The organism is Nonomuraea sp. NPDC049607, assembly GCF_040675375.1.
In the GTDB taxonomy this organism is placed as follows: Bacteria; Actinomycetota; Actinomycetes; order Streptosporangiales; family Streptosporangiaceae; genus Nonomuraea.
On the sequence record NZ_JBFAOV010000006.1, the window covers coordinates 352,323 to 365,554 of the forward strand.

The window sequence follows — 13,232 nt, forward strand, 5'->3', positions numbered from 1 at the left end:
GCTGGTGGCCCGCGACCGCGACCGCCTGGCCGCCGCCGTGGACCGAGTCCGCACCTCCGCCGCCGCGATAGGCACCGTGACGGGCATCGCCGCGGACGGCAGCGACGAACACGACCTGCGACGCGTGCTGGACGAGGCCGGCCCCGTGGACCACGTCCTGGTCACCGCGGGCGACCTGGCCGGCGGCCCATTCCTCGACACCCCCGTCGCGGCCGTCAGGCCAGGTTGAGCTGCCAGGACACGCCGAAGCGGTCGTTGACCCAGCCGAACTTGGTGCTGAAGCCGTACGAGCCGATCGGCATCAACGGCTGGCCGCCCTCCAGCAGCGCCGCGTACAGCCGGTCGATCTCCTCCTCGGTGTCGCACGCGACCCAGATCGACATCGAGGGGGTGAAGCCGAACGCGTGCTGCTCACTGCTGTCGATGCACATGTACTCCTGGCCGGCCAGGGTGAACGTGGCATGCATGACGGTGCCCTCGGGCCCCGGCCCGCCGGGGCCGTAGTGGGAGACGGCCACCACCTTGGAGTCCTCGAACAGCGACACGTAGAAGTTCATCGCCTCCTCGGCGTCGCGGTTCTGGAACATCAGGAACGTCGTGGTCTTCTGGCTCATGACTGGTCCTCCGTCGGTAGGTAGAAGTCGGTGGTGGCGGCGACCGCGGTGGCGGCGGACTCGGGCGAGGCCCCCGCCTGCTCGAACGCCTCGCCCCACGCCCTGCTGCTGGCCGTGATGTAGCTCCGGCCCTCGCCGGTCAGCTCGAAACCGGCCTTGTCGGGCAGCGGCGCACCCGAGAGGTGCAGGCCCAGGCCCAGAAGCGCGAGGTCCCAGCCCACGCCCACCGCCCCGGGCCCGTACCGGCCCCACATCTCCGGCGGCACCTCGGCGGTGTGGCGCAGCTCGAACAGGGTGCCCCCGCCCTCGGGCGACAGGCGCACCTCGACCTCGGAGAAGCCGGGGTCGGGCCCGAACAGCCAGCTCACCCTGAGGTAGGAGGGCGGCTCGCAGTCGAGGATCTCCCCGCCCGCGTTGCCCTCCAGCTGGTACGTGCCCCCCAGCCGCAGGTCGCCCGAGACGGGCATGAACCAGCGGGCGATGCGCTCGCCGTCGGTGCAGGCGTCCCAGACGTCCTCCACCTCCGCGTCGTAGCGGCGGGTCAGTGACACGGTCTTGCGCTCGCCGTCCTTCAGCTCGCGCCTGATCCGGGATATCTCGTCAAGGCTGTCCATCGTGCTTCTTTCTTCTGCCCCGCGCCAGCTCGGTGGCCAGCGCGTCGAGGCGCTGGTCCCAGAACCCGCGGAAACGGTCGAGCCAGAGGTCGACCTCGCGCAGCGGCGCGGCCTGCACGGCGTAGAGCCGTCGCGTGCCCTCGGCCCGCACGCTGGCGAACCCGTTGTCGCGCAGCACCTTCAGATGCTGGGAGACCGCCGGCTGCGAGATGCCGAACTCTCGCTGGATGACTGAGGTGACCTCGCCGGAACTCTGCTCGCCGCCGGCCAGCAGCTCCAGGATCCGGCGGCGGACCGGATCCCCGAGGACGTCGAACGCGTGCACGACCTCAGTGTTTCAGGACAGCCTTATATAAGTCAAACCTGGGGAAGATGGCGGCGCAGGAACTCCAGCTCCAGCAGCAGCAGGCTCTCGGCCACGTCCTCCTGGGGGGTCATGTGCGTCACGCCGCTCAGCGGCAGAACGGTGTGCGGGCGGCCCGCGGCCAGCAGCGCCGCCGACAGGCGCAGCGTGTGGGCGGCGAAGACGTTGTCGTCGGCCAGCCCGTGCACCAGCATCAGCGGACGGGTCAGCCGGGGCGCGTCGGGCAGCAGCGAGCAGCGGTCGTAGGCCTCGGGATGCTCGTCGGGGTGGCCCAGGTAACGCTCCTGCCAGTGGGTGTCGTACAGGCGGGCATCGGTCACCGGCGCGCCCGCCACGGCCACGTGGAAGACGTCGGGATGGCGCAGCACGGCCGCCGCCGACAGATAACCGCCGTAGGACCAGCCGCGGATCGCCACCCGGCCCAGGTCCAGGTCGGGATGGCGGGCACCGGCGGCCAGCAGCGCGTCGGCCTGGTCCTCCAGCGCGGCGCTCAGCTTGTCGAAGCGCACCGCGCGCTCCCAGGCCGGCCCCCGCCCCGGCGTGCCCCGCCCGTCGGTCACCAGCACGGCGAAGCCCTGCTCGGCGAACCACTGCTCGATCGCGAAGCCGTCCAGGCCGCGCAGCACCCGCGCGGCCATCGGCCCGGCGTACGGCGACAGCAGCACCGGCAGCCGCCCCGACCCCGGCACGTGCCCGGACGGGAACAGCACCGCCGTACGCAGGTCGCGCTTGCCCAGCGACACCAGCTCCACCCGCGGCCGCAGCACCGGCACCGCGCCGTGGGAGGCGATCACCCGATCGCCCACGCTCACCCGCACGCCGTGCTCCTCCAGGGCGCGGCGCACCACGACCGTCGCCCCGCCGGCGCGCGTGCCGGTGTGCACGCCCGGCTCGGCGGTCACCCTGACCAGGCCCTCGGCCCTGGACCAGGTGCACAGGTGTCGCTCGGTCGGCTCCTCGCAGCACTGGAAGAGCACGGTGTCGCCGTCGACGGCCAGGATCTGCAGCACCTGGAGGCCGGGCGGGGTCACCACGTCCTGGCCCACCATCAGGCGGCGGGTGTCGTCGCGGTCGACCGTCCAGACCAGCTCGCCCGAGGCCGTGCGCGACGGCACGCCGCCCACCAGCTCCAGCCAGGCGTCGTCGGTGTCCTCGCGCACCAGGGTGGTCGCGCCGGTGGCCGGATCGACCTCCAGGACGCGGGTGGTGCGCTGGTCACGGCTCTGCACCAGCACCAGCAGGCCCTGACCGGTCCACGACACCGCCGCCACGTACTCGAAGGCCGCGCGGTCCCACACCAACCGGGTGCGCCGACCCTCCAGCGTGACCAGCCACAACGACACGTCGGCGTTGGGCGTGCCGGCCGGCGGGTAGGCCATGGTCCGCGGCGGCCTGCCGGGCTCGGCCGGCTCGGCCAGGCACCACTTCTGCACCGCCGCGTTGTCCACCCGGGCGGCCAGCAGCCGGCTCCCGTCGGGCGCCCACCAGTAGCCGCGGTGGCGGCCCATCGACTCGCCGGCCACGTGCTCGGGCAGCCCCCACGTCACGTCGGTGCCGTCGGGGACCAGCAGCGGCCGCTCGCCGACGTGCAGCGCGCCGCCGGAGACGAACGCGACGTGCTCGCCGGTCGGGTCGAGCCGCGGGTCGGAACCGCTCAGGCCGAGCGCCGTCACCTCGCCGGTCAGCAGGTCGACGGTGTGCAGCGCGCCCTCGGCCGCGTAGACGGCCTTGGTGACGGCCGCGTCGGTGGCGTAGGCCACGATGCCGGAGGCCTGCTCGCGGGTGCGTTCCCTGCGGGCCCGCTCGGCCTCCGACGGCCGCGCGCCGGGCGTCGGCGTGCCCGGGTCGGCCAGCAGGCGCTCCTCCCCCGTGGCCACGCTGAACGACCACAGCCGGTGCACCGGGTCCTCGCCCGAGGAGGACCGCAGGAAGATCACGCGCGCGCCGTCCGGGGAGATCGTGAAGTTCCGCGGGACGCCGTAGGTGAAGCGGGCCGTCCGGGCGTGCTGGCGGGGAAGCGTCAGGGGAGGCATGGCGCGATCATAGACACGGCCCGTCGAGGCGGCGCAAGGCAGGCCAGGGTGGCGGCGCGGGCACGCTCCCGCGCCGCCACGCGAGGTCAGCGATCCTCGAAGCGCACGTCGTCGAACAGCGCCTCGTCGCCGGTGGGGGCGGTGCCCGCGCTGCTGAAGGCGTAGCCGTCCATCGAGGTCACGGCGGCGGTGCGGGGCAGCGTGGCGATCTGGCGGTCACCGGCGTACAGGGTGGCGGCGGACGTGGTGGCCTCCAGGCGGATCCTGGTCCAGCCCTCGCCGACCGTCCCGGCGGGGGCCAGCGTCGTCCACTTCTTGGTGGCGGCGTCGTAGCGGCTGACCGCGCCGGCCCTGCTGATGCTCAGGTGGTAGGCCGAGGTCGTCCCGCTGGTCACCGTGAACAGGAAGGAGTTGGTCACGCTGACCGGCCGGTAGCGGAACTCCAGGGTCTTGCGGGCGCTCGCGGTCGTGGTGCGGGCGGCCTTGGCCATGAGGGTGGTGGACTTGTCGGACAGGGTCAGTGCGCGGTCGGCGCCCACCTCGTACGGCGACACCCACGCCGCCGACAGGCTCTGGTAGCCGCGCGGACGCAGCCAGATCGGGTCGTTGTCGAAGGTGTCGGTCGTGGAGTACAGCTCGACCTCGTTCAGCATCGCGCAGCTCTGGCCGATCTCGGCGTCGCAGCCCTGCGTGGCGTCCACGACGACCTTGACGTGCCGGCCGGCGGCGTTGACCGGCTGGTAGCGCAGCGCGTAGTCGGTGCGCCCGCTGACCGTGGCCACCGCGGGGCCCCAGTCGGCGCCGTCCTTGGAGACGTAGACGCGGGCGGAGGCCGGATGCCCCGGGCGCAGGCTGAGGCCGATCCGGTTGAAGGTCTGCTCGCGGTCCAGGTGCACGACGTACTCGCCGGGCCCCTGGGAGACGGCGCTCGACCAATAGGCGGTGCTGCCGTCGAAGGCGCCGTCGGGACGCACCCGCGGCCGGTTCGCGCCGGCCCAGGTCATGTTCGTCTCGACGGTCAGCTCGCCGGCACGCTGCTTGGCGGCCAGGTCGATCCGGCCCGCGCCGGGCGCCAGGACGTCCAGGTGGCGGCGCCTGACGCCGTACCAGCCGCCGTTCTCGAACGTGCCGCTCGCCGGGCAGGCGGTCTCGTTCAGCGTCCCGCCGGCGTTGACGCCGGGCAGCTTGCAGTTGTCGAAGACCTGCACCAGCCGGTTCGTGCCGACGGCGGCCAGCGCCGTGTAACCGGACAAGCCGTGCGTGTCGTAGACGCCGTCGCGGTTGTGGTACGTCACGCGCTGCTGCGTCCAGGAGTCGCCGCGGCCGTCGGAGGAGATCGCCAGCCAGTTGTCCGGACGGCCCGCGCTGAGCACCAGCACGCCGTTGGGCATGAGCAGCAGGCGCGGGGCCACGCCGCGCACCGTGCAGCTCTGCCCGGAAAGCTGCAGGTCACGCACCGCCGACCAGGTGCGGCCCTCGTCGGTGGAGCGGCTCCAGGCCAGCGTGGAGTAGGTGCCGCCGTCCTTGCGCATGACGGCCAGCAGGCTGCCGTCGGCGGTCTGCTCGACGGCCGTCTCGTTGTAGGTCGTCTCCCCGGCCGGGCGGGCGATGACGCCGCGGCGGGCGAAGGTGCTGCCGCCGTCGGCACTGGCGTACAGCTCGGCCTGGTTCTTGCCGCCGGTGACGGTGTAACGGGCGTAGACGGTCACCAGGACGGTCCCGTCGGCGAGCTGCACCGGCACGCCGTGCGCCACGCCGCCGCCGACCAGCTCGTCGGGGCTGGTGAAGGTGGCCCTGGCGGTGTCCCAGGTCTGGCCGAGGTCGGTGGAGGTGTGGACGTCCAGCTCGTTGGTGCGGGCGTCGACCTTCGTCAGGTAGTAGGCGGTGCCGAACAGGCGGCCGTCGTGCAGCTGCACCGGGGCCTCGCGCAGCGGGGTGGCGCGCGGCGGGCCGAAGGTCAGGCCGCCGTCGTCGGAGACGGCCATGCCGCTGGTCTGGGCCATGACCGCGTCCACGTTGGTGGACCAGGTGGCGATCAGCTTCTGGCCGGGCGTGCCGTCGGGCCTGACGACGTCGACGGCGGTGAGGTTGGGGAAGCCGGCGTAGTCGCGGCGCTGGGCCGCCGTCGGCTCCTTGGCCGCCGGGCGCGGGCTGGGGTAGATCCAGTCCACGAAGGCGTCGCTGCCCGATCCGGCCAGGTAGCCCTCACGCGGCCCCGACTCCTGGGCGGTGAGGGCGGGGGTGTCGGGGAGCGAGCAGTACGCGGCCGCGTGCGCCGTGCCCGGCAGGACGGCGGGAAGGGGGGCCAGCAGGCAGGCGGCGAGCAGTGCTCTTGTGGGCAGCACGGGGGAAGGACTCCTTGCGCAACGAACGATCGACGTCCGCTTTGTCGTTTATTTACGCAAGAAGGCTATATTTGCCCAAAAGTGCAGGTGTAAGTTGTAACTGCCTTATGTTCGCTTTGTGATGAAGTGCGGGCTCAGTCGTCGAGGCCACGGGCCGACAGGGCCTCGCCCAGCGCGTCCGCGTGCCGCAGCGCGCCCACCACCAGCGGCACCGCGAACGCCCGCACGCTGCGCTCCACCCCCCGCGCCCGCTGCGCCTCCCGCACCCGCGTCGCCAGCGACGCCACCACCGGCACGCTGCGCACGGTGAGCGAGAGCAGCAACGACAGCCGGAACGGGTCCAGCCCCACCAACCGGACCGGCGACAGGCCGCGCTCCAGCGTCGCCAGCATGTCGGCCGTCCGCGTGGTCAGCGTCACCAGCCCCGCCAGCGCCACGGCCAGCACCACCCGCAACGTCGAGGACACCGCCGCGTCCAGGTCCGCGAACACCAGCTGCACGACGAACAGCACCACCGCGAACCAGCGCACCGGCCTGACCTGCGCCCACGCCGCCCGGCCCCCCACCCGCGCCGACGCGTACAGTGCCGCCGCCACGACCGCCGCCCCCGCCAGCGCCACAGGCGGGCGCAGCAGCACCAGCGCCGTGCACGACAACGCCAGCCCCGCCAGCTTGACCGAGGCCGGCAGCCGGTGCAGCCACGAACCGCCCGGCACGTACGCGCCGGTGAGCCCGTTCACGCCATCAGCTCGGTGTAGTGGCCGATCGCCTCGGCCGGTGAGCCGTCGGCGACCACCAGGCCCTCGTCCAGCACCAGCACCCGGTCGAACCCGGCCAGCAGCGGCAGATCATGCGTGACCGCCACCACCTGCTGCGGCATCTCCCGCAACAGCTCGGCCACCTGCCGCGAATGGCGCAGGTCGAGCAGCGTCGTGGGCTCGTCCATGACCAGGATGTCGGGTTCGAGCACCATGACCGCGCACAGGGCCAGCAACTGCTTCTGGCCGCCGGACAACTGGTGTGCGGGATGGTCGGCGTGCCCGCCCAGGCCGTGCCGGGCCAGCACGTCGTGCACGCGGCGCTCGACCTCCTCGCGCGGCAGGCCCTTGCGGCGCAGGGAGAAGGCGACGTCCTCGGCCACGGTCGGCATGACGATCTGCGCGTCGGGGTCGGTGAACAGGAACCCCACCCGCCGCCTGATCCGCGCGGCCTGACGACGGGTGTCCAGGCCGAGCACGGTGACCTCGCCCGAGGTGGGCACCGCCAGGCCGTTGATCAGCCGGGCCAGTGTGCTCTTGCCCGAGCCGTTCGCGCCCACCACGCCCACCCGGCGCTCGCTCAGGCTGGCGGTGACGCCGCGCAGCACGTCACGCCCGCCCAGCCGGACGTGCACGTCGGCGAACTCGATCACGCGACCACCTCGAACAGCGCGGCCACGCCCAGCCCGCCACCCACCGCCGCGGCCGCCAGCCCCAGCGTGCCCGCCGGCGCCCCGGCGCGCACCAGCCTGGAGAAGAGCCTGGTCACCACCACCGCGCCGGTCGCGCCCCACGGATGGCCGAGCGCCAGCGCGCCCCCGCCGGCGCACACCCGCTCACGGTCGGCCTCCAGCGGGTCGAGGCCGAGCGCGTCGGTGACGGCCAGCACCTGCGCCGCGAACGCCTCCACGATCTCCACCGCCGCCACCCGTCCCATGTCCACTCCCGCACGTGCCAGCACCCGGCGGACCGCGGGCACCGGACCCCACCCGGGCAGCGCCGGATCACACCCGACGACGGACCCGGCCACCAGCCGCAACCCCGGCAGGCCGGCCCGCTCGGGAACCAGCGCCACGGCGGCCGCGCCGTCGCTGACCGGGGAGGAATTACCGGCCGTCACTGTACCGCCCGGCACGAACGCCGCAGGCAGCCGGGCCAGCGAGGCCGCCCGCAGCACCCTGGGCCGCTGGTCCTCCGCCCGCCCGCCGATCGGCACGATCTCCTGGTCGAAGGCGCCCGCGGCGCGGGCGGCCAGCGCCTTGGCGTGGCTGAGGCGGGCGTAGTCGTCCTGGCGGTCGCGGCTGATGCCGTACGCGGCCGCCAGGGCGTCGGCGGCCGGGCCCATGTCGGGGTCGGGATGACCGTCGGGGGCGAAGGGCGCCCGCTCGTAGGGGCGGTCGGCGCCGCGCGGCGTACGCAGCGGCGCGGTCGAGGCGCTCTCGGCTCCCCCGGCGATCACCAGGTCCATCTCGCCCGCGGCCACCGCCTGCCCGGCCACCAGGATCGCCGCCAGCCCGCTGCCGCACTGCCGGTCGACCGTCAGGCCGGGCACGCCGTGGCCGAGCCCGGCCGCCAGCGCCGACACCCGGGCCACGTTGCCGCCGGGGCCCATGCAGTTGCCGAGCACGACGTCGTCCACCGGTCGGCCGGCCTCACCGGTCACGGCCTGGGTCACGGCCTGGATCACGGGGGCGGCCAGCCGGTCGACGGTCACGTCCTTGAAGGCGTGCCCGGCCGTGCCGATCGGCGTACGGCAGGCCGCCACGACGACGGGTCGTCCGCCCACGTCAGACCAGCCGCCGGATCTCGGGGTCGCCGCCGGCCAGCCGGTCGGCCACCAGGCCGCGCGCGGGCTTGCCCGACCCGGTGCGCGGCAGCGCGGGGACGGCGTACCAGCGGCGGGGCCGCTGCGCCACGTCCAGCCCGCCGCGGGCGACGGCCTCCAGCAGCGCGCGCGGCGGCGGGCAGGCGCCCTCGACCACCGCGGTCACCACCGAGCCGAGCGACGGGTGCGGCGAGCCGATCACCACGATGTCCCCCACGCCCGGCACCTTCCGCAGCACCGCCTCGACGTCCTCGGGGACGACAGTCGCGCCGCCGGTCTGGATCGCGCCGTCGCCGCGCCCGCGCACCCGCAGCACCTGCCCCGCCCGGTACGGCTCGGCCAGGTCGCCCACCGTCATCCAGCCCTGGCCGTCGCGGCGCAGCGGACCCTTCGCGCCGCCCAGATAGCCTTCGGCCAGCCACGGCGAACGCGCCCACACCTCGCCCAGCGCGCGCCCAGGCTCGGCCCTGACCTCGATCTCGACGCCCGGAAAGGGACGCATCCCGCCCCCGTCGGCGTCGAAGGCCACGAACGACAGCTCGGTCGCGCCGTAGTAGGACACCACGCGCACCCCCGCCCGCCCGGCCAGGTCCCGCGCCCGTGGGCTCAGGGCCGCGCCGCCGACGACGGCCGTACGCAGGCCGGGAGCCTGCTCCAGCACCTCGGGCAGCCGGTGCGGCACCAGGTGGATCGCGGTCGCCGCCCGCAGCTCCGCCGACGCCGGCCGCCCGCCCGGCACCAGGGCGGTCGCGCCGACGGCCAGCGTGTGCACGGCCGCGAAGGCGTACAGGGAGGAGACCAGCGGGCCGGGCACCAGGACGACGTCGGCCGGGCCGATCCCGGTCAGCTCGCACAGGTGCGGGAAGGAACGCGTCCAGGAGGCGCGGGTGCGGACGACCGCGCGCGGCCGGCCCGTGCTGCCGGAGGTGAAGCACGCCCACGCCCGGTCATCGGGACGGGGATCGGGCGCCGGCGGCGCGCCCGGAACGCACGGCAGCGGCTCGCCGACCCGCAGGTCGGCCCCGGCCGCCGCCGCCACGCGCGCCCACCGCTCCGGGCTCCAGCCCGGGTCGCCCACCAGCGGCGTCACGCCCGCCAGATCGGCCGCCAGCACGGCGGCCAGCAGCTCGACGGGGTCCTCCAGGGCGATGGCGACCAGCGCGCCCCGCCCTTGAAGCCGCCCCCGCAGATGCCGCGCGCCGCCCTGGACGCGCTCGGCCAGCTCGGCGTAGGTCAGGCTGCCGCGCGGACCGCGCAGCGCGACCCGCGACGGGCTCTCGGCAGCGTGCCGCAGGATGTGCTCGGCGACGGGCATCAGCGCACCCGCTCGCGGTGCACGGCGGGAACGGCGTCGGGATAGGCGCGTTGCGTGCCCCGGGCCACCAGCGCGGCCACCACCGCCTTGAGCGCGTCACCCGGCAGGAAGAGGGCGGTCAGGCCCATCACCTTGGTCAGCGGCAGCCCGGTCACCAGCGCCTGCACCGGCACCCCGACCAGGTAGACCACCCCGATCCCGCCCACCGCGCAGGCCACAAGCAGCCGCAGGAGACCCGGCGTCCGGCCCGCCCGCTCCACCAGCAGCCCGGTGACCGCGGCCCCGGGAACCCAGCCGATCAGGAACCCGGCGGAGGCGGCGGTGAACACGCCCAGCCCGCCGCGCCCGCCCGCCAGCAGCGGCAGCCCGGCCGCGACCAGGACCAGCAGCACGACCACCGCCAGCGCCGCCCGCCAGCCCCCGAGCACGGCCCCGGCCAGCATGACGCCCAGCGTCTGCAGCGTGATCGGCACCCCGTTGCCGAAGACGTTGACCGCGCCCGGCGCGCCCAGCACCGCGATCAGCGCGGCGAACACCGCGATCCTGGCCAGGTCGCCGGTGGGGAACCGTCGCTGTCTTCCTGCGTTCGTCATGAGGACGATCCCACACCAGAACGGGTCGATCCCGCATGCAGGGTTCCCACAACGCCGGTGGCTACGCCTTGTCAGAGCCGCTCATGCAGTGCGCCGCCCGGAACGCGTTGCCGATCTTCGTGTGCCAGGAGTCCAGGTCGCCGGCCGACAGGGTGGCGTTCGGGAAGGTCACGTTGACCTGCCGGGACACCCCGCCGATCTTCGCGGCCATCGAGACGTGGATGCGGTCGGGGATCACCGTCGTGCCGTCGGGATAGTGCACCTGGACCCGGTAGTCGGCCACCGCGCCGCCCTTGGCCGCCAGGCAGGCGCGGGCGCCGTTCTCGACGCGCAGCATCAGGCCCTGGTTGATCTGCCTGCCGCGCATCGGGACCAGGTTGTAGCGCATGCTGGAGCCGGAGAAGGAGGAGGCGATGAGATGGCCGCCCTGCCAGTCGCCGCTGCCGCCCCAGTTGCCGACGGTGGCCTCGCACCCGCTGCGCGCGGCCGCCTTCCTGGCCAGTTGCGGGGCCAGGGCCTGGGCGGGCCGTCCGGCGCCGTCGGTGGTGTAGGTGCGGGGGCCGTCCTTGTAGGTGTGGTTCTTGGCCAGTTGCCGGACGCAGGAGGCGGTGTCGGTGTCGGCCGCCTGCGCGGGGCCGGTCAGGGTGGCCAGCGCCAGGGCGGCGGCGCACAGGACAGGGGGAAGTCGGGTCAGGGGCATGAGAAGGGTTTCCTCTCGCGGGGAACGCACGACGGGCCCGCTTTGACGGGTTGCTTCGCGCTATCGGCGACCACGTCGGCTTTGTCGCGAGATTCATGCCCGGAGAAGTTAGTAGCGGAACGTTGCTAGAACGCTACTTTTCGTAGTGATTGCAGGTAGGTCGCCCTGTTCAGGGTTCGACGACGGCCCAGCCGTGCGGGGGCAGGGTCAGCAGCGCGCCGTCCAGCTCGCCGTCCCCGGCGGCGATGCTTCCGGGGAAGGGCAGCGTGACCTGCGACGGCTCGTCGGCGGTGCTCAGCGCGACCGCCAGCGCGTGGCCGCCGGAGCGGCTCTCGTAGGCGTAGAGCTGGTTGGACAGGGTCAGGTCGGTGGTGCGGGCGCGCGACAACCACGGATGGCGGCGGCGCACGGCGACGATCCGCCGGTGCAGGCCGAGGACCGGCAGGCCGTCCGGCGGCATCTCGCGCGGGGAGGCGGGAAAGGCCGGGCGTACGGCGTCGTCGCCGCCCTCGCGCTCCTCCTTGACGCCGCGCAGGGCGTACTCGTCGCCGGCGTACAGCGACGGCGTGCCGGCGACCGTCATCAGCACGGCCAGGGCGTGGGGCAGGTGGCGTTCGTCGGTCAGGCGGCTGGCCAGGCGGGTGACGTCGTGGTTGCCCACGAACGTCATCGGCGTGAAGGACTCGGCGAAGGCGGCGTGCCGCTTGAGCGCCCAGGCCAGCTCGAAGGCGTTGCGGTCGTTGAGCGAGCTCCAGATCGCCTTCCACAGCTCGTACTGGGTGACGGCGTCCATGCCGGTCTCGGCCACGAACGCGGCGTAGTCGCCGTGGATGACCTCCCCCACCACGTACGCCTGCGGCCGCCCGCGGCGCACCCGCGGCAGCACCCGCGCCCAGAACGACGGCGGCACGGCGTAGGCGGCGTCCAGCCGCCAGCCGTCGGCGCCGCGGTCGAGCCAGTGGGCCATCACCGCCGCGACGTGCTCGGCCACCGCCGGCTCGGCGTGGTTCAGCGCGACGAGCGACTGGTGCCCCTCGAAGTCGTCGTGCGCGGGAGCGCCGCCGCCGGCGGGCCAGCGCAGCCGGAACCAGCGCGCGGCCGGCGAGTCCGGCCCCTCGCGCAGGGCCTCCTGGAAGCGCGGGAATCCCTGGCCCACATGGTTGAAGACGCCGTCGAGGAGCACCCGCAGGCCGCGGTCGTGCGCGGCCGACACCAGCGCGTCGAAGTCGCCGTCGTCGCCCAGGCGCGGATCGACGCGGAAATGGTCGAGGGTGTCGTAGCCGTGGGTCTCGGCGGCGAAGATCGGGCCGAGCTGCAGCCCGTCGGCGCCCAGGGCGGCGGCGTGGTCCAGCCACGGCACCAGGCCCCCGAGCCGATGGGTGACCCGCGGCACGGCCGCGCGCTCGGCGCCCAGGAAGCCCAGCGGATAGACGTGCCAGAAGATCGCCTGCTCTGCCCAGGACGGCACGTCAACCCCCCGACGAAGATCCGAAGCCCATTCTAGGCGCGGCCCCTCGACGGGCTCAGGCGGGGGTGGTGAGGCGCTTGTAGAAGAAGCTGCAGTCGAGCAGGGTGCCGTCGGGGGCGCCGGCGTAGGCGGGCACGACGCCGTACCGGGTCCAGCCGCCGGTGAGGTAGAGGTGCTCGGCGGTGCTGCCGGTCTCGGTGTCGAGCACCAGCAGCCCGGCCCCGGCCGCGACGGCGCCCTCCTCGGCGGCGGCCAGCAGCAGGCGGGACAGGCCGCGCCCGCGCGCCTGGCGGTGCACCAGCAGCTTGACGAGCTCGGCGCGGTGACGCGAGTTGGGCTTGCGGGCCATGACCAGGCTGACCGTGCCGGCCAGGAAGCCGTCCGGGTCGCGGCAGGCCCACACCGCCATGCCGCCCTCGGCCACCGCCGCCGCCTGCTCCCGCCACCACGCCGCGGCCTGCGCCGGGCCGAACGGCTTCAGGAAGCCGACCGAGGCGCCGCCGTCCACGGCGTCGGCCAGCAGCGCGGCCAGCTCCTCGACGCAGGCGGCGAACTCCTGCGCCGACATGCGGGTGACGGTGTGCACGAGGGGGCTCCTTCCGA

General features: G+C 74.3%; 14 protein-coding genes. 1 reads left to right on the top strand and 13 read right to left on the bottom strand.

All coding sequences use genetic code 11. The features are described from left to right. The first annotated feature begins 4 nt into the window (after nucleotides 1-4). Nucleotides 5-229, top strand: a complete 225-nt coding sequence (locus AB0J97_RS15575; RefSeq protein ID WP_364088660.1) for a hypothetical protein — start codon at nucleotides 5-7, stop codon at nucleotides 227-229. Here the strand turns inward: AB0J97_RS15575 and AB0J97_RS15580 are convergent. The 13 genes from AB0J97_RS15580 to AB0J97_RS15640 form a co-directional block, all read right to left on the bottom strand. Then, nucleotides 216-614, bottom strand: coding sequence for a VOC family protein (locus AB0J97_RS15580; protein ID WP_364088662.1), 399 nt, complete (start codon nucleotides 612-614; stop codon nucleotides 216-218). The genes AB0J97_RS15575 and AB0J97_RS15580 overlap by 14 nt on opposite strands. Further along, complete coding sequence (locus AB0J97_RS15585) at nucleotides 611-1,228, bottom strand: SRPBCC family protein (protein WP_357699689.1); 618 nt, start codon at nucleotides 1,226-1,228, stop codon at nucleotides 611-613. Before AB0J97_RS15585 ends, AB0J97_RS15580 begins: the two co-directional genes overlap by 4 nt. Next, on the bottom strand, nucleotides 1,215-1,553 hold the full coding sequence (locus tag AB0J97_RS15590) for a metalloregulator ArsR/SmtB family transcription factor (protein WP_357699687.1): 339 nt from the start codon (nucleotides 1,551-1,553) through the stop codon (nucleotides 1,215-1,217). The genes AB0J97_RS15585 and AB0J97_RS15590 overlap by 14 nt, the downstream gene beginning before the upstream one ends. Before the next feature lie 32 nt (nucleotides 1,554-1,585). Continuing rightward, nucleotides 1,586-3,625, bottom strand: a complete 2,040-nt coding sequence (locus AB0J97_RS15595; protein ID WP_364088666.1) for a prolyl oligopeptidase family serine peptidase — start codon at nucleotides 3,623-3,625, stop codon at nucleotides 1,586-1,588. A gap of 86 nt (nucleotides 3,626-3,711) precedes the next feature. Continuing rightward, the gene (locus AB0J97_RS15600; RefSeq protein ID WP_364088669.1) at nucleotides 3,712-5,970 is read right to left on the bottom strand and encodes an exo-alpha-sialidase; all 2,259 of its coding nucleotides are present in this window, start codon (nucleotides 5,968-5,970) and stop codon (nucleotides 3,712-3,714) included. 134 nt (nucleotides 5,971-6,104) lie between these two features. Then, nucleotides 6,105-6,710 carry an energy-coupling factor transporter transmembrane protein EcfT gene (locus tag AB0J97_RS15605; protein ID WP_364088672.1) on the bottom strand — a complete coding sequence of 202 codons (606 nt, stop codon included), beginning with the start codon at nucleotides 6,708-6,710 and terminating at the stop codon, nucleotides 6,105-6,107. Further along, nucleotides 6,707-7,381, bottom strand: a complete 675-nt coding sequence (locus AB0J97_RS15610; protein ID WP_364088675.1) for an ABC transporter ATP-binding protein — start codon at nucleotides 7,379-7,381, stop codon at nucleotides 6,707-6,709. Before AB0J97_RS15610 ends, AB0J97_RS15605 begins: the two co-directional genes overlap by 4 nt. Continuing rightward, a complete protein-coding gene (locus tag AB0J97_RS15615; protein WP_364088678.1) occupies nucleotides 7,378-8,514 on the bottom strand; it encodes a thiolase family protein in 1,137 nt (378 codons plus the stop codon). The genes AB0J97_RS15610 and AB0J97_RS15615 overlap by 4 nt, the downstream gene beginning before the upstream one ends. Nucleotide 8,515: 1 nt before the next feature. Beyond that, a complete protein-coding gene (locus tag AB0J97_RS15620) occupies nucleotides 8,516-9,868 on the bottom strand; it encodes an AMP-binding protein (RefSeq protein WP_364088681.1) in 1,353 nt (450 codons plus the stop codon). Next, nucleotides 9,868-10,461, bottom strand: a complete 594-nt coding sequence (locus AB0J97_RS15625) for a biotin transporter BioY (protein ID WP_357699670.1) — start codon at nucleotides 10,459-10,461, stop codon at nucleotides 9,868-9,870. The genes AB0J97_RS15620 and AB0J97_RS15625 overlap by 1 nt, the downstream gene beginning before the upstream one ends. A gap of 61 nt (nucleotides 10,462-10,522) precedes the next feature. Next, nucleotides 10,523-11,161 carry a DNA/RNA non-specific endonuclease gene (locus AB0J97_RS15630; protein WP_364088686.1) on the bottom strand — a complete coding sequence of 213 codons (639 nt, stop codon included), beginning with the start codon at nucleotides 11,159-11,161 and terminating at the stop codon, nucleotides 10,523-10,525. Between the two features lie 169 nt (nucleotides 11,162-11,330). Next, nucleotides 11,331-12,629 (bottom strand): alpha-amylase family protein, encoded by a 1,299-nt coding sequence (locus AB0J97_RS15635; RefSeq protein WP_364088689.1) that lies wholly within the window; start codon nucleotides 12,627-12,629, stop codon nucleotides 11,331-11,333. Nucleotides 12,630-12,684: 55 nt separating this feature from the next. Beyond that, on the bottom strand, nucleotides 12,685-13,215 hold the full coding sequence (locus tag AB0J97_RS15640) for a GNAT family N-acetyltransferase (RefSeq protein ID WP_364088692.1): 531 nt from the start codon (nucleotides 13,213-13,215) through the stop codon (nucleotides 12,685-12,687). Nucleotides 13,216-13,232: the final 17 nt, after the last annotated feature.

What these genes read in the sequence shown, in the direction of transcription:
- AB0J97_RS15580 (WP_364088662.1), bottom strand. Translation starts at nt 614, where the DNA reads ATGAGCCAGAAGACCACGACGTTCCTGATGTTCCAGAACCGCGACGCC.
- AB0J97_RS15585 (WP_357699689.1), bottom strand. Translation starts at nt 1,228, where the DNA reads ATGGACAGCCTTGACGAGATATCCCGGATCAGGCGCGAGCTGAAGGAC.
- AB0J97_RS15595 (WP_364088666.1), bottom strand. Translation starts at nt 3,625, where the DNA reads ATGCCTCCCCTGACGCTTCCCCGCCAGCACGCCCGGACGGCCCGCTTC.
- AB0J97_RS15620 (WP_364088681.1), bottom strand. Translation starts at nt 9,868, where the DNA reads ATGCCCGTCGCCGAGCACATCCTGCGGCACGCTGCCGAGAGCCCGTCG.
- AB0J97_RS15625 (WP_357699670.1), bottom strand. Translation starts at nt 10,461, where the DNA reads ATGACGAACGCAGGAAGACAGCGACGGTTCCCCACCGGCGACCTGGCC.
- AB0J97_RS15630 (WP_364088686.1), bottom strand. Translation starts at nt 11,161, where the DNA reads ATGCCCCTGACCCGACTTCCCCCTGTCCTGTGCGCCGCCGCCCTGGCG.